This is a genomic window from Hoeflea sp. 108, assembly GCF_000372965.1.
Classification (GTDB): Bacteria; Pseudomonadota; Alphaproteobacteria; order Rhizobiales; family Rhizobiaceae; genus Aminobacter.
Genome location: NZ_KB890024.1, coordinates 4,705,662 through 4,724,530 on the forward strand (window position 1 = coordinate 4,705,662; position 18,869 = coordinate 4,724,530).

Annotated in this window: 11 protein-coding genes; 5 read left to right on the forward strand and 6 right to left on the reverse strand. The window is 65.0% G+C overall.

The annotated features are described in order from the left end of the window. Positions 1 to 98 precede the first annotated feature (98 nt). The 4 genes from htpX to purH all read left to right on the forward strand — a co-directional run bounded on the left by htpX (position 99) and on the right by purH (position 6,090). Positions 99 to 1,118 (forward strand): zinc metalloprotease HtpX, encoded by a 1,020-nt coding sequence (gene htpX / locus B015_RS0123385; RefSeq protein ID WP_026227637.1) that lies wholly within the window; start codon positions 99 to 101, stop codon positions 1,116 to 1,118. After that, complete coding sequence (locus B015_RS0123390) at positions 1,115 to 2,518, forward strand: RsmB/NOP family class I SAM-dependent RNA methyltransferase (protein ID WP_245262353.1); 1,404 nt, start codon at positions 1,115 to 1,117, stop codon at positions 2,516 to 2,518. Before htpX ends, B015_RS0123390 begins: the two co-directional genes overlap by 4 nt. A 104-nt stretch (positions 2,519 to 2,622) precedes the next feature. Then, positions 2,623 to 4,353, forward strand: a complete 1,731-nt coding sequence (locus tag B015_RS0123395; protein WP_018430176.1) for a heparinase II/III family protein — start codon at positions 2,623 to 2,625, stop codon at positions 4,351 to 4,353. 120 nt (positions 4,354 to 4,473) lie between these two features. Further along, complete coding sequence (gene purH, locus B015_RS0123400; protein ID WP_018430177.1) at positions 4,474 to 6,090, forward strand: bifunctional phosphoribosylaminoimidazolecarboxamide formyltransferase/IMP cyclohydrolase; 1,617 nt, start codon at positions 4,474 to 4,476, stop codon at positions 6,088 to 6,090. A gap of 43 nt (positions 6,091 to 6,133) precedes the next feature. On the opposite strand, the gene B015_RS0123405 is transcribed toward purH, so the two are convergent. From B015_RS0123405 to B015_RS0123415, 3 genes are all read right to left on the reverse strand, one after another. Continuing rightward, positions 6,134 to 7,510: an MFS transporter gene (locus tag B015_RS0123405; protein ID WP_026227638.1), complete on the reverse strand. Its 1,377-nt coding sequence runs from the start codon at positions 7,508 to 7,510 to the stop codon at positions 6,134 to 6,136. A gap of 115 nt (positions 7,511 to 7,625) precedes the next feature. Then, positions 7,626 to 12,431, reverse strand: a complete 4,806-nt coding sequence (locus tag B015_RS0123410; RefSeq protein ID WP_026227639.1) for an NAD-glutamate dehydrogenase — start codon at positions 12,429 to 12,431, stop codon at positions 7,626 to 7,628. 184 nt (positions 12,432 to 12,615) lie between these two features. Continuing rightward, a complete protein-coding gene (locus B015_RS0123415) occupies positions 12,616 to 13,230 on the reverse strand; it encodes a LysE family translocator (protein WP_018430180.1) in 615 nt (204 codons plus the stop codon). Positions 13,231 to 13,444: 214 nt separating this feature from the next. Here B015_RS0123415 and B015_RS0123420 point away from each other — a divergent pair, with 214 nt between their 5' ends. Continuing rightward, complete coding sequence (locus tag B015_RS0123420; RefSeq protein WP_018430181.1) at positions 13,445 to 13,759, forward strand: YciI family protein; 315 nt, start codon at positions 13,445 to 13,447, stop codon at positions 13,757 to 13,759. Positions 13,760 to 13,820: 61 nt separating this feature from the next. On the opposite strand, the gene typA is transcribed toward B015_RS0123420, so the two are convergent. The 3 genes from typA to B015_RS0123435 all read right to left on the reverse strand — a co-directional run bounded on the left by typA (position 13,821) and on the right by B015_RS0123435 (position 18,801). After that, positions 13,821 to 15,641 (reverse strand): translational GTPase TypA, encoded by a 1,821-nt coding sequence (gene typA, locus B015_RS0123425; protein WP_018430182.1) that lies wholly within the window; start codon positions 15,639 to 15,641, stop codon positions 13,821 to 13,823. A gap of 132 nt (positions 15,642 to 15,773) precedes the next feature. Further along, positions 15,774 to 16,733 carry a small ribosomal subunit Rsm22 family protein gene (locus B015_RS0123430; RefSeq protein ID WP_018430183.1) on the reverse strand — a complete coding sequence of 320 codons (960 nt, stop codon included), beginning with the start codon at positions 16,731 to 16,733 and terminating at the stop codon, positions 15,774 to 15,776. Between the two features lie 19 nt (positions 16,734 to 16,752). Further along, the gene (locus tag B015_RS0123435) at positions 16,753 to 18,801 is read right to left on the reverse strand and encodes a M3 family metallopeptidase (RefSeq protein ID WP_040457073.1); all 2,049 of its coding nucleotides are present in this window, start codon (positions 18,799 to 18,801) and stop codon (positions 16,753 to 16,755) included. Positions 18,802 to 18,869 lie beyond the last annotated feature (68 nt).

Consider the following 18,869-nt stretch of genomic DNA (forward strand, 5'->3'; position numbering starts at 1 on the left):
CATCGTATCGGCCCGAAATCTCCGACGATTACGGGCCCAGAAGTGTCAGGCGTCCTTGCTCGTTCGAATAAGCGTGCGGCGCTCCACAGGAGTAGACGATGAATATGATGCGGACGGCAATGCTGCTGGCGATCATGACGGCACTGTTCATGGGCGTCGGCTACCTCATTGGCGGCAGCGGCGGCATGACCATCGCCTTCTTCATGGCGGCGGCCATGAACCTGTTCAGCTACTGGAACGCCGACAAGATGGTGTTGCGCATGAACAACGCCGTCGAGGTCGACGAGCGCAATGCACCCGAATATTTCGCCATCGTGCGCGGCCTTGCCGCCAATGCCGGCCTGCCGATGCCCAAGGTCTACCTGATCGACAATCCGCAGCCCAACGCCTTTGCCACCGGCCGCAACCCCGACAACGCCGCAGTCGCTGCCACCACGGGCCTGCTCCAGCGTCTCAGCCACGAGGAAGTGGCAGCCGTCATGGCCCACGAACTCGCCCATGTGCAGAACCGCGACACGCTGACCATGACGATCACTGCCACGCTTGCCGGCGCGATCTCGATGCTCGGCAACTTCGCCTTCTTCTTCGGTGGCAACCGCAACAACAACAATCCGCTCGGCCTCGTCGGCGTCTTGGTGGCGATGATCGTGGCGCCTTTCGCAGCCATGATGGTGCAGATGGCGATCAGCCGCACGCGCGAATACTCCGCCGATCGCCGGGGCGCCGAAATCTGCGGCAACCCCCTGTGGCTCGCCTCTGCCCTTGACAAGATCGCCCGCAACGTCGAACGCATCCACAACCCCGAAGCAGAGCGCAATCCTGCGATGGCGCCTCTCTTCATCATCAATCCCCTTTCCGGCGAGCGTATGGACAATCTTTTCTCGACCCACCCCAACACCGAAAATCGCATCGCTGCGCTTCAGGCCATGGCGAATGAAGGTGTTGGCCGCCCCGCCCAGCGCCAGGCGCAGCAGCCGGCAACGCCGCAGCAGTCCGCGCCCTCGACCGAAGAGCCGTGGGGCAGCAGCCCTGCCCAGCCACAGCAGCAGCCTGAGCAGCCGCGCCAATCGGGTCCGTGGGGCCGCAATCCTTCCGGACCGAAGGGCCCGTGGTCGTGACGGACGCCGCACGCGGCCGCCCGCGACATCGCCCGAACGCAGGCAACAACAAGCCATCGAGACCTGATGCCGCGCCGAGCGCACCCGGCCTCGCCGCACGTATGGCGGCAGCGCGCCTGCTTGCCGCAACGATCGACGCCAAGACGCCGCTTGACGGACTTACCGATCATGAGCACGGCCACCCGCAGTTCCGCGCACTCGACATGCGCGATCGCGGCCTCGTCCGCGCCATCCTGGCAACGGCGCTTCGCCATCGCGTCACCATCGGCAAGCTGATCTCTCACCGCCTGGAAAAGCCGCTGCCTGCCAACGCCACAGCTCTTTCTCACATCCTGCATGTGGCGGCCGCCCAGATTCTTTTCCTCGACATTCCAGACAGTGCCGCCGTCGACCTCGCCGTCACCCATGCAAAGTCAGACCCGCGCACGGTGCGCTTCTCCGGCCTGGTCAACGGTGTGCTGAGGGCGATTGTCCGCGCCAAGGACGCGGAACTGCCGGCAGTGCTCGCCGAAACGGCCGACGCGCCCGACTGGTTCGTCGAAAGGCTGAACGCTGCCTACGGCGCGGACGAGGCAAAAAAGATTCTCACCGCCCACAGGCTCGAATCCCCCGTCGACTTCACCGTCAAATCCGATCCTCGGAAATGGGCCGGGGCCTTTGGTGGCATCGTCCTGCCGACCGGCACCGTCCGCCTCGAGAAGCTCAGCGGGCCGGTTTCCGACCTTCCGGGCTTTGCCGAGGGCGAGTGGTGGGTCCAGGACGCCGCGGCCGCCCTGCCGGCACGCCTGTTCGGCGACATCAAGGGCAAGCGCGTTGCCGACCTCTGCGCCGCCCCCGGCGGCAAGACGGCCCAGCTGGTGCTGTCGGGCGCCAAGGTCACCGCAGTCGAAGCCTCGAAGAACCGACTTGTGCGCCTCGCCGCCAATCTCGACCGGCTTGGGCTCGAGGCGGAAAAGGTCAATGCCGACCTGCTGGCCTACAAGCCGGATGAGCTTTTCGACGCCGTGCTTCTCGACGCGCCTTGTTCGTCGACCGGCACGGTGCGTCGCCATCCCGACGTGTTGTGGACCAAGTCGCTGGCCGACATCGCCAAGCTCGCAGCCGTCCAGCGCAAGCTGCTCGACGGGGCAGTCGAACTGGTGAAGCTGGGCGGAGCGATCGTCTTTTCCAACTGCTCCCTCGACCCGGAGGAAGGCGAATCGCTCGCCAAGGCCTTCCTGGTCGACCACAAGGGCAAGATCGAACTCGATCCGATTCGTCGCGACGAAGTGCCCGACATCTCCGCCTTCATCACATCTGAAGGCTATCTGCGCACCACTCCTGCCGGGCTAGACCTTGGCAACCCGGCGCTTTCGGGGCTCGACGGCTTTTTTGCCGCACGGTTCCGCCGCGTCGCCTGAAAGGCCGGCCTAGTTCATCCAGCGGTTGTTAACGCAAAATTCACTCTCGCGCCCGCCTCTGAAACCACTTAATTTGACCTGGCCTGGGTGGCGCAGGAGGGACCTTGTCAATCGCGGCGGACAGCACGACGCGCCTTTGGGCGCTCGTCGCAAAGGAGTTTTGGCGCAAGACGCGCCGGCGCTTGCGCGCCGGCCCGATCTATCGTTGGCGCTATTCCGGCCGCACCCCCGAACGCGTTCTGATCGCGCCGCCTGACCTGCGCCTCGCCGATCCGCAGATCGCGCTCGAGATCTATTACGGCCGCTTCCCGCTGTCGGGCCATCTGGTCGAGACCGGCGGGCAGTCGCCCTTCCTCGTCGAGGTGCCGAACCGCGGCTGGCAGCGCAGCCTGCACGGCTTCCGCTGGCTGCGCCATATGCGCGCCGCCGGCACCGAGCTTGCCGCGGCCAATGCCCGGGCGCTCGTCTCCGACTGGATCACCATGCATGGCGGTCGCATCTCTGGTGTCGCCTGGGAGCCAGCCACCACGGCCAAGCGCATCATCGCCTGGCTGCAGCATTCGTCAGTGGTCCTGCAGGGCGCCGAGTTCGCCTTTTATCGCGCCTTTCTGCGCTCGCTTGCCGTCCAGATCCGCTATCTGCGCTCGATCGTGCGCGAGATGCCCAATGGCAAGGACAGGCTGCGGGCGCGGGTGGCACTCGCCTTTGCCGCGCTGTCGCTGCCGGTGCCGGCCACAGCACTGCGATCCGCGACACGCAGCCTGGCCGAAGAACTCGACCGCCAGATCCTGCCTGACGGCGGCCACATCTCGCGCAATCCCATGGCGGTGCTCGAGATCCTTGCCGACCTTCTGCCGCTGCGCCACACCTACGCCAACCAGGCCGAACAGCCACCGGCGGCACTGATCAACGCAGTCGACCGCATGCTGCCGGCGCTGCGCTTCTTCCGCCATCAGGATGGCAGTCTTGCCCGCTTCAACGGCATGGGCGCGACCATCCACGACCGCATCGCTGCCATCCTGCGCCATGACGACACCGGCGGCGCGCCGCCTTTGCATGCCACCCATTCCGGTTATGAGCGACTGGCGCTGGGCGGCACCACAGTCATCGCCGATACTGGTGCGCCGCCGCCCATAGACGTGTCCAGCTACGCCCACGCCGGCTGCCTGTCTTTCGAGATGTCGTCGGGCCGCCAGCACTACATCGTCAATGCCGGCGTCGACACATATGGCATCGCCGAGCTGAGGCCCCTGGCGCGTGCCACCGCTGCGCATTCGACCGTCACCATCAACGACACCTCGTCCGCCAGCTTCTCGCATTCCCAGCGTGTCAGCGGCCTGCTCGGCAGCCCGCTTGTCGCCGGCCCCAAGGCGGTGCCGGTGCAACGCTCGGACAGGCCAGGCATTCACGGCTTCGTCGCCCGCCACGATGGCTACGCCCAGCGCTTCGGCCTGCATCACGAGCGCGAACTGTCGCTTGCGGCGGGCGGCAACATCCTGGAGGGCTGCGACCGCATCCTGCGCTCGGGCACAGCGCCGATAAAGAACGACGGCCGCGACCTCGTCACGGTGCGCTTTCACATCCACCCCGACGTCCAGCTGTTCCGCGACCAGAAGGAACGGCTGGTGCTGACCGGCCCCGACATCGACACCTGGGTTTTCATCTCGCCCGACGTGCCGGCCGAGGTCGAGGAATCGATCTATTTCGCCGGCCTCGGCGGTCCGCGCCGCTCGCGCCAGATCGTGCTTGCCTTCAAGGCCTCCGAGATTTCGGAGGTGCACTGGCAGTTCTCGCGTACCCGCATCATCGGCCGCATCGACAACGACCGGCTCTGAACAGGCGACGTCCCTAGGGAAATAGGTGGTCGGCCGGCTGCGCGCCTTGATTTCCGGGCCTCATGTGCTAGGCCGCGCGCAAGCAAAGTTTCCCCTCCCAACTTTGAAGGGCCCCCAGCCATGGCCGTCGTTTCCAAGAAGATTCCCGCTCCCGATCTGGTGCCGGTCCGCCGCGCCCTGCTGTCGGTATCCGACAAGACAGGGCTGATCGATTTTGCCCGCCGCCTCGCCAATGTCGGCGTCGAGCTGGTGTCGACAGGCGGCACCGCCAAGTCCATCGCCGCCGAAGGCATTGCCGTTCGCGACGTCTCCGAACTCACCAACTTCCCCGAGATCATGGACGGTCGCGTCAAGACCCTGCACCCGTCGGTGCACGGCGCGCTGCTCGCCGTCCGCGACGATCCCGAGCATGCAACCGCCATGGCCGCCCACGGCATCGAGCCGATCGACCTTGTGGTGGTCAACCTCTATCCCTTTGAGGAAGTCCGCAACGCCGGCGGCGACTACGCTTCCATCGTCGAGAACATCGACATCGGCGGCCCCGCCATGGTGCGTGCCTCGGCCAAGAACCACGCCTATGTTGCCATCGTCACCGACCCGGCCGACTACAAGGACGTGCTCGACGCCATCGTCGCCAACAACGGCGCCCTGCCGCTCGCTTTCCGCAAGAAGCTCGCAGCCAAGGCTTTTGCCCGCACCGCAGCCTATGACGCAGCCATCTCCGGCTGGTTCGCCGACGCGCTCGAGATCGAGAATCCCGATTGGCGCGCCTTCGGTGGCCGCCTGCAGAGCGTCATGCGTTATGGCGAGAACCCACACCAGCAGGCCGGTTTTTACCTGACCGGCGACAAGCGCCCGGGCGTTGCCACCGCAACCCAGCTCCAGGGCAAGCAGCTCTCCTACAACAACATCAACGACACCGACGCGGCCTTCGAGCTGGTCGGCGAGTTCGATCCGGTCCGCACCGCCGCCGTCGCCATCATCAAGCACGCCAATCCATGTGGCGTGGCCGAAGGTGGCTCGCTCCGCGAAGCCTATGAGAAGGCGCTCGCCTGCGATCCGGTGTCGGCCTTCGGCGGCATCGTCGCGCTGAACCGCATTCTCGACGCCGAGGCTGCCGAGGAGATCGTCAAGATCTTCACCGAAGTCATCATCGCACCCGACGCCACGCCCGAGGCGCAGGCCATCGTCGCCGCCAAGAAGAACCTGCGCCTTCTGGTCACAGGCGGCCTGCCCGACCCTGATCGCGCCGGCATTGCCGTCAAGTCGGTGGCCGGCGGCCTCCTTGTCCAGTCGCGCGACAATGCCATTGTCGACGGCCTGGACCTCAGGGTCGTCACCAAGCGCGCGCCGAGCCAGCGCGAGCTGGAAGACCTGAAGTTCGCCTTCCGCGTCGCCAAGCACGTCAAATCGAACGCCATCGTCTATGCCCGCGACCTCGCCACCGTCGGCGTCGGCGCCGGCCAGATGAGCCGCGTCGATTCGGCTCGCATCGCCGCCCGCAAGGCGCTGGATGCGGCCGAAGCCGCCGGTCTGGCAGAGCCGCTGACCAAGGGTTCGGTGGTCGCCTCCGACGCCTTCTTCCCCTTCGCCGACGGCCTGCTTTCAGCCGTAGAAGCCGGCGCCACCGCCGTTATCCAGCCGGGTGGCTCGATGCGCGACGACGACGTTATCGCTGCCGCCGACGAGCATGGCATCGCCATGGTATTCACCGGCGTCAGACACTTCAGGCACTGAAGCAAGCCACTTTACCTTCTTCCCTTGTGGGAGAAGGTAAAGGCTACTTCACCTGATCAGCCGGATAGGGCGTGCGCAGCAGCACGAGCAACCCGATGGCGAGGAACAGGATGATCGTCGCCATGCCGAGCCGCGGCGAGCCGCTGGTTGCTGTGACCGTGGCGACCATGAACGGCGCAAGGAAGCTTGTCGCCCGCCCCGACAGCGCGTAGATGCCGAAATAGCGGCCGGCCTCGTCGGCCGAGACACTGCGCGCCATGTAGGAACGCGACGACGCCTGCACCGGGCCAAAAGCAATGCCGATGAGCAGGCCGAAGGCGATGTAGGCCTTCTCAGCCGGCGTCGAGAACAGGCCGGCCGTGTCGCTGCCCGGCATCTGCCAGACCCCGAACAACGTATAGCCAGGGCCGGTGGAGACGATGCCTATCGTCGCAATGGTCAGCAGCACCAGCGACACCAGCACCACGACCTTCGATCCCAGTGCCGTATCGAGCCGGCTTGCCACCAGGCAGCCGAAGATGGCAACGACATTGAGGATGATGCCGTAGATGCCGATCTCGGTGATCGTCCATCCGAACATCGCCGCAGCAAACGCCCCACCGAGGCCGAGCAGCGCATTGACGCCATCCTGGTAGATCATGCGGGCAATCAGGAAGCGGAAGATGCCGCTGCGCCTGCGGACTTCGCCCAGTGTCGACTTGAGCTCGGAGAGCCCCTCGCGCACGGCAGGCCTGATGGCCATGCCCTTGCCGCTGTCGGGCGTGAAAAAGAACATCGGCAGGATGAAGATGAAGTACCACAGCGCCGAGATCGGACCGGTGGCGCGAGCATCTTCGCCCAGCTTGGGGTCGATGCCGAACAGTGGGTCGGCACCGATGATGGTCTTGCCGGTATCCGGCGATGCAGCCAGGAAGCCGATGACAAAGATCAGGACGATCATGCCGCCGAGATAGCCGAGCCCCCAGGCGATGTTGGAAATCTTTCCGATCTCCTGCTTGGACACCAGCCGCGGCATCATCGAATCGTTGAAGACGATGGAGAATTCGGCGGCCACCGACGCGAGCGAAAACAAGAGCACGATCGGCACGAGCGGCGAACCCGGTTCGGCATACCAGAGCATGCAAAGGCTGGTGATCTTGATCGCCGCGAAGAAGGCAATCCACGGCTTGCGCGGGCCGGTCTGGTCGGCAATCGAGCCGAGCACCGGTGACAGGATGGCGATTACCAGGCCGGCAATGGCGATACCGTAACCCCAGGCGGCCTGGCCCATGGCTGGGTCGGTCGCCATGCGTGAGACGAAATAGGGTCCGAAGATGAAGGTGGTGACTACGGTGAAGAAAGGCTGGGCTGCCCAGTCGAAGAACATCCAGCCCCAGATGCCGCGGCGCGGCGTGCGTTCAGCAACCATTACGTCAGCCATCGTTCCTCCGCGCGCTCCCCTGATGCGCCCGACAATGCCATAGCGCAGTTGGCTTGCACGACCCTTGACGAAAAAGCCCGCCGCGACAAGCGCGGCGGGCCATATTGGGAACTGGTCAGCGGGCAGACAGGTCTGTCATCAACCCGGCGGCCACCGTCAACCTGGACACGGTGATGTCGCCGCCTTCGGTCAGCGCCTGCAACCGCTCGCGGATGCGGCCGATGCCTTCACCGCCTGCCTCGAGCCACGCCGCCACCGGATCGGCAGCGCCGGCATGTCCCGTCAGCGCCGCAACCGCGATACCCCGACGTGCCGCGCCGATCGTGTCGGTCGCACGCGACAGTGCCAACCCCTCGTAATAGTCAGAGGCGGTGATGGTGTTCGCGGCATCTTCGATGCGCGGGATGCGGAACGCTTCGCTGACGCCGAAGAAAGCCTTGGCGGCGGCAACGATGTCGGCCTTGGCAGTTTTTGCCACCAGCGCGATGTCGGGAACCAACTCGCCGACCTCGAGCAGCGACAGCCGCTCGGCCAGCTTTTCCGGCGCACCCGCAGCCGCAAAACCGGCCTTGCGGTTCTGGATACGGTCGCGGGTGAAGGCGGGCAGCATGCCGGCTAGCTTGTGCTCGAGGGCCGTGCGGACCTCCTGCAGTTCGGCGATACGTACTTCCAACGGCGCGTCGCTGTGGTCGTTGCGCAGGTACCAGCCGCTGGTCGCAAAGATCAGGCGGCTGACTGCCTGGTAGAGGTCGAGCTGCAGCGTGCCGTCGACGACATTGTCGAGGGCGTCAATCTCGGCATAAAGCGCCGGTAGCCCGAATCCGTCGCGAATGACAGCGAATGCACGCGCGACATCGGCCGCCGTCCGCCCGCTGGCCTCCTGCAGGCGATTGACGAAGGACGGACCGCCACGGTTGACCAGGTCGTTGACCAGTACCCGGGTGATGATCTCGCGACGCAGCCGGTGGCCGCCGATCTCGGCCTCGTATTTCTTCGCCATGCGATTGGGGAAGTAGGCCATCAGATCGCGCACCAGATGTGCATCGTCGGGCAGGTCGCTGGCGATGATGTCGGAGAACTGCACGATCTTGGCATAGGCAAGCAGCACGCCGAGTTCGGCCCGCGTCAGGGGCTCGCCGCGTGTCTGGCGTTCGGCCAGCGCTGCGGTACTCGGCAGGTTTTCCACGGCACGGTCGAGCAGGCCACGGCCTTCAAGCGCACTCATGAAGCGCCCCTGATGAGCGATGTCCTGCAAACCGCGCCGCTGCGCCAGCGACAGCGCCAGCGTCTGCTCGTAGTTGTTGGCCAGCACCAGGCCGCCCACCTCGTCGGTCATCTCGGCCAGCAGCTTGTTGCGGGCTGGGCGCTGCAGTGCCCCCTTCCGCATGGCCGATGCCAGCGCGATCTTGATGTTGACCTCGACGTCGGACGAGTTGACGCCGCCCGAATTGTCGATGGCATCCGAATTGCAGCGTCCGCCCTTGAGGCCGAACTCGATGCGCGCCCGCTGGGTCACGCCGAGATTGGCGCCCTCGCCGATCACCTTGGCGCGCACCTCGTTGGCGGTGACGCGGATGGCATCGTTGGCGCGGTCGCCGACTTCGGCATTGGTCTCGCCGGCCGCGCGGGCATAGGTGCCGATGCCGCCGAACCACAGGAGATCGACAGGCGCCTTGAGGATGGCGTTCATGATCTCGGTCGGCGAGGCCGTCGTCTTGTCGAGGCCGATTGCGGCTGCGGCCGCCGGCGACAGCGTCACCGACTTCTGCGACCGCGACACGATCGCGCCGCCGACCGACAGCTTGGTCTTGTCGTAGTCCTGCCAGCTTGAGCGCGGCAGGTCGAACATACGCTTGCGCTCGGCAAACGACGCCGCCATGTCAGGATCGGGATCGATGAAGATGTCGCGATGGTCGAAGGCCGCGATCAGCTTCGTCTGCTCGGACAACAGCATGCCATTGCCGAACACGTCGCCCGACATGTCGCCGACGCCGACCACGGTGAATGGCGAGGTCTGGATGTCGCGGTTCATCTCGCGGAAATGCCGCTTGACCGCTTCCCAGGCGCCGCGCGCGGTGATGCCCATCTTCTTGTGGTCGTAGCCGGCCGAACCACCCGAGGCAAAGGCATCGTCCAGCCAGAATCCGTGTTTCTCGCTGATACCGTTTGCCGTGTCGGAGAAGGTCGCCGTGCCCTTGTCGGCGGCGACGACGAAATACGGATCGTCGACGTCGCGGCGCATCACGCCAACAGGCGGCACGACATGGTCGCCCTCGATGTTGTCGGTGATCGACAGCATCGACGAGACGAAGTTGACATAGGCCGCCTTGCCCGCCTCGAAGACGGCGTCGCGGCTGCCGCCCACGGGCAGCCGCTTGGGGAAGAAGCCGCCCTTGGCACCCACCGGCACGATGACGGCGTTCTTGACCTGCTGCGCCTTCACCAGGCCCAGCACCTCGGTGCGATAGTCCTGGGCACGGTCCGACCAGCGCAGGCCGCCGCGTGCGACCGGGCCGAAGCGCAGGTGCACGCCCTCGACCTCCGAGCCATAGACGAAGATCTCGCGCCACGGCCGCGGCTCCGGCAGCCCCTCGACACTGCGCGAATCGAGCTTGATCGCCAGTGACTGGCCCCGCTCCTTCTTGCCGGTCACGAAGTGGTTGGTGCGCAGCGACGCCTCGATCAGGTTGACGTAGCGCCGGATGATGGTGTCGTCGTCGATGTTGGGCACGCCTTCCAGCGCGTCCTTGATCTTGGCCTTGAGATGCTTGGCCGTGACCAGCCCATCGTTCTCCTGCGCCGGGTCGAGCCGGGCGACGAACAGCTGGTGCAGCCCGCGCGCGATATCGGGATAGCGGTTCAGCGCTGCCGCGATGAAGTCCTGGCTCTGCGGGATCCCGGCCTGCTGCAGATAGCGGCCATAGGCGCGCAGGATGACGATCTGGTTGGCGCCGAGGCCGGCGGTCTGGGCGAGCGCATTGTAGCCGTCATTGTCGGCATCGCCGTTCCAGACCGACAGGAACACCTCTTCGAACAGAGCGCCCCCGTCGTCGAGGTCGATCGGCTGGCCGTAGGCGTTCTCCAGCTCCATGTCGTGGATGAAGATCTGGTCTTCGCCCTTCTCGCCGAGCTCGAAAGTGCGCTCGCTGATGACGCGGAAGCCCATATTCTCGAGCAATGGCACGCGCCGCGACAGCGCCACCGGCGCGCCGTGGTGATAGATCTTCAGCGACGCCTGTTCGGGCGCCTGGCCAGCATCGCGATAGCAGTCGATGACGATCGGGTTGGACGGGCCGATGCTGGCAATACGCCCGGCATCGACAAGGGCGGCCGCCGGCGAGAAGCTGTTCTGGTAGTCCTGCGGGAAGTGATTGGCGAGGCCGACCAGCGAAGCGGATGAACCTGCTTCGGCGGACGCCTCACGCAAGCCGTCCTCCCAGGTGCGAACCATGTCGCGGATCGCTGCCTCGATGTCCGACTGCTCGACCTTGGGCGTCTTGCCGCCGGAGCGGCCGATGATGAAGTGGACACGCGCCAGGCCGCCTTCCGGGAAGGCCGGATAATAGGCCGACAGGCGGCCTTCGAACACGGTCTTGAGATAGGCGCCGATCTTTTCGCGCACCACCGAATCGTAGCGGTCACGCGGCACGAAGACGAGGATGGAGACAAAGCGGTCGAACTGGTCGACACGCACCAGGGCGCGAACCCTGGGACGCTCGATCAGACCGAGGATCGCCTCGGAATGCTTGCGCAGCGTCGGCACGGCAACCTGGAACAGCTCGTCGCGCGGATAGGATTCGAGCACGTTGATGAGCGCCTTGCCCGAATGGTCGGCGGGGTCGAAGCCCGACTTGTGGAGCACGGTCTCCGCCTTGGAGCGCAGATAGGGGATCTTCATCACCGAACGCGTGTAAGCCGTCGAGGTGAACAGGCCGACGATGCGCAACTCGCCCGAAAGCTGGCCCTTGGCGTCGTAGGTCTTGACGCCGATGTAGTCGAGATAGGCGCGGCGGTGCACTGCCGACTTGGCGTTGGCCTTGGTGACGATCAGCGGATCCGGCCCATGCAGGAAGGCGCGGATTTCAGGGGTCGTCGAGGTCGCATCGACCGTGTCGCGGCGCAGAACCAGGACGTCGGGATCGGCCAGTATGCCGAGGCCCTGCTTTTCGGCGCGCTCCAGCGTGCCGCTCTTCTCGCCACCGGTGTACTTGAACTCGCGCATGCCGAGGAAGGTGAAATTGTCGTCGCGTAGCCATTCGAGAAAGGCGATGGCTTCCGTCACCGCGTTCTTTTCGAGCGGGATCGGCGCGTAGCGGAACTCGGAAATGGCCTGGTCGAGGCGGGCCAGCATGCGCTTCCAGTCGGTCACGCAGGCGCGCACCTGGCCGAGCAGCTTCTTCAGTCGCTCGCGCAGCGCTTCCGCCGCTTCCTTGCCCTGGGCCGGGATATGCACATGGATGACGCTGATCTTGTCGGCGCCTTCGTCGCCCTTGTGGGCACCGCTGTCGCTCAGGATCTCTTCGACGTTCGAGCGGCCGTGGCGCACATGGATGACCGGATGGGTGACGAACACCGGCTCGCCGGCGGCGTCGGTGATCTCGCCCAGCACCGAATCGAACAGGAACGGCATGTTGTCGTTGACGACGGTCACGACCGTGACGGGGCGTCCGTGGCGGACGACACCCGCGTCGGTCTCGATGTCGATGACCGACGAGCCCTTGCGGTGCTTCATGACCGCCTTTTCAGCCAGCTCGGCGGCACGCTCGAGCATGCCGGGCTCGTAATCGGCCACGTCCTCTGCCGGCGCGCGGGCAAGCAGGAGCTCGAGCACTTGGGGCGGTCTGTTGGCGGGTTTGGTGGATTTCGATGAAGAAGAAGCGGCCTTGGCGGTTTTTGCCTTGGACTTCACGGATGCGGCCATGACGTCAGTATCTCCCGTCCCGTCATATGCTTTGAGACTATCGTAGCAGAAGGCCTGCCTATAGCGACAAAGGTTTGACGGAAGGTTGGGAAAATGCCCGCAAACAGGGCAAGAACTGCCTAAAAACAAGGCTTACGCAGCGTCCGCAAGGGTCACTGCACAAGCACGCTCGATCAAATATTCATCATGACCTTGCGGCAATCGCCGCCGCGGCCCCGGCCATGGTGCCGGCACTCACCCGATTCGCGATTCGCATCGCCCTTTTGCTGCGCAGGAGTTTGCGTGCCTGGGCCGCCGCAAACACCCAGCCGAAATCGATGGCGATCAGCACGGCAGCCATCGTGACCGTCAATTCCAGCCAGCCGACAACGGTCACCGCAGCGAGGTCGATGATGGTCGGCAGCAGTGCGAGATAGAACATCATGATCTTGGGATTGCCGAGTGTCACCGCCATGCCAGCGGCAAACAACCGCCAGGGCGAATCCTCGCGCGGCATCTCGTTGCCTTCGGTTTCGACCGGTGCGGTCCACATCTTCCAGGCGAGATAGACCAGATAGGCGACGCCGGCCCATTTCACCGCAACGAAGGCGTAGTGGAAGCTCTGGGCGACGACAGCCAGGCCGAACACGGCAAGCGACAGCCAGATTGCCTCGCCGATCCACATCGCCGCCAGAAACGGCAGCACATCGCGAAAGCCCTTAGAGATGACACGCGCCACAAGGGCCGCGATCGAAGGCCCGGGGGAGCCGGCCGCAACCAACAGGGCGCCGGCAAAGATCAGAAGCGAAGTCGGTTCCACAGTCGTTCCCTCAATCTGGCCCTCAATCCGCCCGCGAGAATTTATGGCAACGGCAAAAACTTGCAACCTGCGGAAAAGAGCCAGGCCCGACGGCGCAAGTTGATGAGGCGCCGCGCGTGACGAACCTTGCTCGCGACAAGCTTCGGGCGGATGATTTGCCTGCGCCGGCCCGATACCGGAAGGCCCGGCATGGCGGCGTCAGGGAGAGCAGGTCATGGCCAAGTTTCTCTACATTTACCACGGCGGCTCGGTGCCGCAGTCGGAAGAAGAGGGCGCCCGGGTGATGAAAGCCTGGATGGATTGGTTCGCCACGCTCGGCGCCGCCGTCGTCGACGGCGGCGCGCCGGTCGGCAAGTCGCAAACGGTTGCCACCAATGGTTCTGTGACGAACGACGGCGGCGCGAACCCGACGAGCGGCTATTCCATCGTCGATGCCAAGGATGCGGCTGATGCAGCCCGCATGGCCAAGGGCTGCCCAATCCTGCAGGCAGGAGGCTCGGTGGAACTAGCACCCATCGTGCAGATGTAGCCGCAAACAAAAAGGGCGCCTCCGGTGGAGACGCCCTTTCGATGTTCCGGAGAGCCGGGGCTTATGCCGCGCCCTTCGACTTTTCGAAGCGCTTGCGCTCGTTCGGGTCGAGATAGAGCTTGCGCAGGCGGATGGTCTTCGGCGTCACTTCGACCAGTTCGTCGTCCTGGATCCAGGCGAGAGCGCGTTCCAGCGTCATGCGGATCGGCGGGGTCAGCTTGACCGCCTCGTCCTTGCCGGCGGCACGGATGTTGGTCAGCTTCTTGCCCTTGAGCACGTTCACTTCCAGGTCGTTGTCACGGCTATGGATGCCGATGATCATGCCCTGGTAGACCTTGACGCCCGCGTCGATGACCATCGGGCCGCGGTCTTCCAGGTTCCACATCGCATAGGCGACCGATTCGCCCTGTTCGTTGGAGATCAGGACACCGTTGGTACGGCCGGGCAGCTCGCCCTTGTAGGGCTGGTAGGAGTGGAACAGGCGGTTCATGACCGCCGTGCCGCGCGTGTCGGTGAGCAGTTCCGACTGGTAGCCGATCAGGCCGCGCGTCGGCGCATGGAACACCAGGCGCTGGCGGTTACCGCCCGAAGGACGCAGTTCGACCATCTCGGCCTTGCGCTCCGACATCTTCTGCACGACGACGCCGGCATGCTCCTCATCGACGTCGATGACGACTTCTTCGATCGGCTCGAGCAGGTTGCCGTCTTCGTCCTTCTGCATCACGACGCGCGGACGCGACACGGCCAGTTCGAAGCCTTCGCGGCGCATCGTCTCGATCAGAACGGCCAGCTGAAGCTCGCCACGGCCCGACACGAAGAACGAATCCTTGTCGGCCGACTCTTCGATCTTGAGCGCGACGTTGCCCTCGGCTTCCTTCATCAGACGGTCGCGGATGACGCGGCTGGTAACCTTGTCGCCCTCGGTGCCGGCCAGCGGCGAATCGTTGACGATGAAGGACATGGTGACGGTCGGCGGATCGATGGGCTGCGCATGCAGCGGCTCGGTCACGGCCGGGTCGCAGAAGGTGTCGGCGACGGTGCCCTTGGAAAGGCCGGCGATGGCGACGATGTCGCCTGCCTGCGCTTCCTCGATCGGCTGGCGCTCGAGACCGCGGAAGGCCAGGATCTTGGAGACGCGGCCGTTTTCGAGCAGCGAACCGTCATGATGCAGGACCTTGACGGCCTGGTTCGGCTTCAGCGTGCCGGAGTGGATACGGCCGGTGATGATGCGGCCGAGGAACGGGTTGGCCTCGAGGATGGTGCCGATCATGCGGAACGGGCCGGGGTTAACTGCCGGTGCCGGAACGTGCTTGAGCACGAGGTCGAACAGCGGCGCGAGGCCCTGGTCCTTCGGGCCTTCCGGATTCTCGGAAACCCAGCCATCGCGGCCCGAACCGTAGAGGATCGGGAAGTCGAGCTGTTCGTCGGTGGCGTCGAGCGCTGCGAACAGGTCGAACACCTCGTTGATGACTTCCTGGTGGCGCGCATCGGGACGGTCGATCTTGTTGATGACGACGATCGGCTTCAGGCCAACCTTCAGCGCCTTGCCGACCACGAACTTGGTCTGGGGCATCGGGCCTTCGGCCGCGTCGACCAGCACGATGGCGCTGTCGACCATCGACAGGATGCGCTCGACCTCACCGCCGAAATCGGCGTGGCCAGGGGTGTCGACGATGTTGATGCGGGTGTCCTTCCAGTCAACCGAAGTCGCCTTGGCCAGGATGGTGATACCGCGTTCCTTTTCGAGATCGTTCGAATCCATCGCGCGCTCTGCGACACGCTGGTTTTCACGGAACGAGCCGGATTGCTTAAGGAGCGCGTCGACGAGCGTGGTTTTGCCATGGTCGACGTGCGCGATGATCGCGATATTGCGGAGGTTCATATATCTACTCGGGAGCGTTGCCGGCACTGCCTGTCGACGCGCCGCGTTTTCGGTTGGCGGGCTCATACAGGTTTTTTCGCAGATGCGAAAGGGGGGCGAGCAAATCCGCCGATTTTCCGCTCGCCGGCAAGGTTACAAAATGTCGCCCCAGTCGGCGCGGCGCGCGCGCTTGAACAGATCGCCGTCGCGTTTGGTCACGAGCTTCTCCTCGGCCGAACCGTCGGCGAGGCAGAGCTTGAGGCCGACCTTGCCTGAGCCGCCGTGGGCTGGGGCTAGCACCCGGGCGCCAAAGGCTTCCGCCGGCTGCCGGGATGCCGCGAGGAAAATATACTTCTCGTCCTCCCACGGCACATCGCCGCGCTTGGTCAGACGATGCAGGCGCGAACGGGCGACGCGGCGCGAGAAATGGCACCAGTCGGGCTCGACAAGCGGACATGGTTTCGAATGCGGGCATGGCGCAACCAAGTGGGCGCCCAGCGCGACCAGCTGTTCGCGCACGGCCATCACACGCTTCCATCCGGCCGGCGTGCCGGGCTCTACGATGACAAGCAGGCCCTCCGTCGCCGCCCAGAGCCGCCCGACCAGCGCTTGCCCTTCCGCCGGCGACAGCTCGTCCAGCACATAGGCAAGCGTCACCAGATCGGCCTTGCCCGCCTCGATGGCCTTGCTTGCGTCGGCGACCGTCCATTCGACGCTGTCCAGTCCGGAATGGGCTGCAAGCGCCTCGCCGACCTCGCGGATCGACGGACTGGCCTCGAGCATCCTGGCGGATGCCAGCGACGACCAGCAATCGGCCGCGGCCCAGAGTGCCGTGCCCGGCCCTGCTCCGACGTCGAACAGGGTCTTCGGCGCAAAATCCGGCATCAGCTCGGCAGCGCTTTCGAGGCTGGCCCTGACCGCTGCAAAGGTTGCCGGCAGCCGCGTCGCCAGATAGGCGCGGGCATACATCTCGTCCGACAGATGCAGCCGGCCGTCACGCACCTCGGCCCGGTAGCGGACGGACAGCGTGTCGGCAGCACGCTGCAACTCGGCCAGCGGCACGCCTTCCAGCGCCCGATCGACCGCCGCCCGCAATGCTGCCGGTAGTTCCATGTGCCTGCTCGTCCGCGACCTAAACCAGACCGCGCTTTTCCATCATCGCCTCGGGCGACGGCATCTTGCCGCGGAAGGCCTTGTAGAGTTCCTCAGGATCGGCAGAACCGCCTGCAGAATAGATGTGCTTGCGCAGCTTCTCGGCCATGTCGGCATTGAAAGCGTCACCGGTTTCCTCGAAGGCGGCGAATGCGTCGGCATCGAGCACTTCCGACCACATGTAGGAATAATAGCCGGCCGAATAGCCCTCGCCCGAGAACACATGCAGGAAATGCGGCGTGCGGTGGCGCATGACGATGGCCTCAGGCATGCCAAGATCACCAAGCGTCTTTGCCTCGAAGGCAACCGGGTCGGCCGGCGCATCGGGGCGCGCGTGGTAAGCCATGTCGACCAGCGCCGATGAGGTGAACTCGACGGTGGCAAAGCCCGCGCCGAAGGTCTTGGCCGCCAGCATCTTGTCGAGCAGCTCCTTCGGCATCGCCTTGCCGGTCTTGTAATGCAGCGCGTGCTTCTCCAGCACCGCCGGCACCGTCAGCCAGTGTTCATAGAGCTGCGACGGTAGTTCGACGAAGTCGCGGCTGACCGAAGTGCCCGATACCGACGGCCAGGTGACGTCGGTCAGCATGCCGTGCAGCGCGTGGCCGAACTCGTGGAACAGCGTCTTCGCCTCGTCGAGCGACAGAAGGGCCGGCTCGCCTGCGGCCGGCTTGGCGAAGTTCATGATGTTGTAGATGATCGGCGTAGCGCCCTTGCCGAGCTTGTAGCCCGACTGCAGCGAGCTCATCCACGCACCCGAGCGCTTGGACGGACGGGCGAAATAGTCGGCCAGGAACAGCCCCCGCTTGCTGCCGTCGGCATTGAACACCTCGAACACCCTGGCATCGGGATGCCAAGCGGCAATGCCGGGCACTTCCTTGAAGGTGATGCCGAACAGCCGGGTGGCCACGTCGAAGCAGGCGTCGATGATGCGTTCGAGCTGGAGGTAGGGCTTCAGTTCGGCTTCGTCGAAGGCGTATTTCTCGGCGCGCAGCTTTTCCTGGTAGAAACGCCAGTCCCATGCCGCAAGCTTGTCGTTGCTGCCGGCGCGGGCTGCCAGGCGCTGCAGCTCGGCCTCGTCGGCGGCGGCCTTCTCGCGCGCCTTGTTCCACACCGGTTCGAGCAGCTCCATCACGGCCTTCGGCGTCTTCGCCATGGTGTCGTCGAGCTTCAGCGCCGCATAGCTGTCATAGCCGAGCAGCTTCGCCTTCTCGGCACGCAGCCTGAGCGTGTCGCGCACGACACCGGCATTGTCGGTGGTCCCGCCCGTCTCGCCACGGCCGGCAAAGGCCCTGAAAGCCTTTTCGCGCAGGTCGCGCCGCTCGGAGAAGGTGGTGAAGGGTTCATAGATCGAACGCGACAGGGTGACGGCGTATTTGCCCTTCTGTCCGCGCATCTCCGCCGCCTGGGCCATCGCACCGCGAACGAATTCCGGCAGGCCGGCAAGGTCGCTTTCGTCGAGGAACAGCGCCCATTCCTTCTCGTCGGCGAGCACGTTCTGGCCGAACTTCGCACCGAGCGAGGCTAGCTCCTCCTGGATCGCAGCGAGGCGCTTCTTGCCTTCGGGGTCGAGCTTGGCACCCGAACGGACGAAGCCCTTCCAGGTTTTTTCCAGCACCCTCAGTGCCTCGGCGTCGAGACCGAGCGAGGCGCGGCGGGAATAGAGGTCGTTTATGCGGGCAAACAGCTTCTCGTTCATCGAGATTTCCGAGAAGTGCCGAGCCATTTTCGGCGAAATCTCGCGTTCCATCGCCTGGATCGCATCATTGGTGTGGGCACCGGCGCGGCACCAGAAGATCGACGACACATGGTCGAGCGCCTCTCCTGCCAGCTCCAGCGCCTCGAGCGTATTGGCGATCGTCGCCGGCTCGGCATTGCTGGCGATCGCCTCGACCTCGGCGGAATGCGCGGAAAGCGCTGCGTCGAACACAGGCCCGAAATCGCCGTCTTCGATCCTGTTGAAGTCGGGCAGGCCAAGCGGCCCGGTCCAATGGGTCAGCGGATGGCGCGCGAGATCGATCGTGGCGGACATGAACAGCTTCCTTGATTGGCATTCGGTGCGGACCGTCACGATGTAGGGCCGCGCTCGATGCGGCGCAA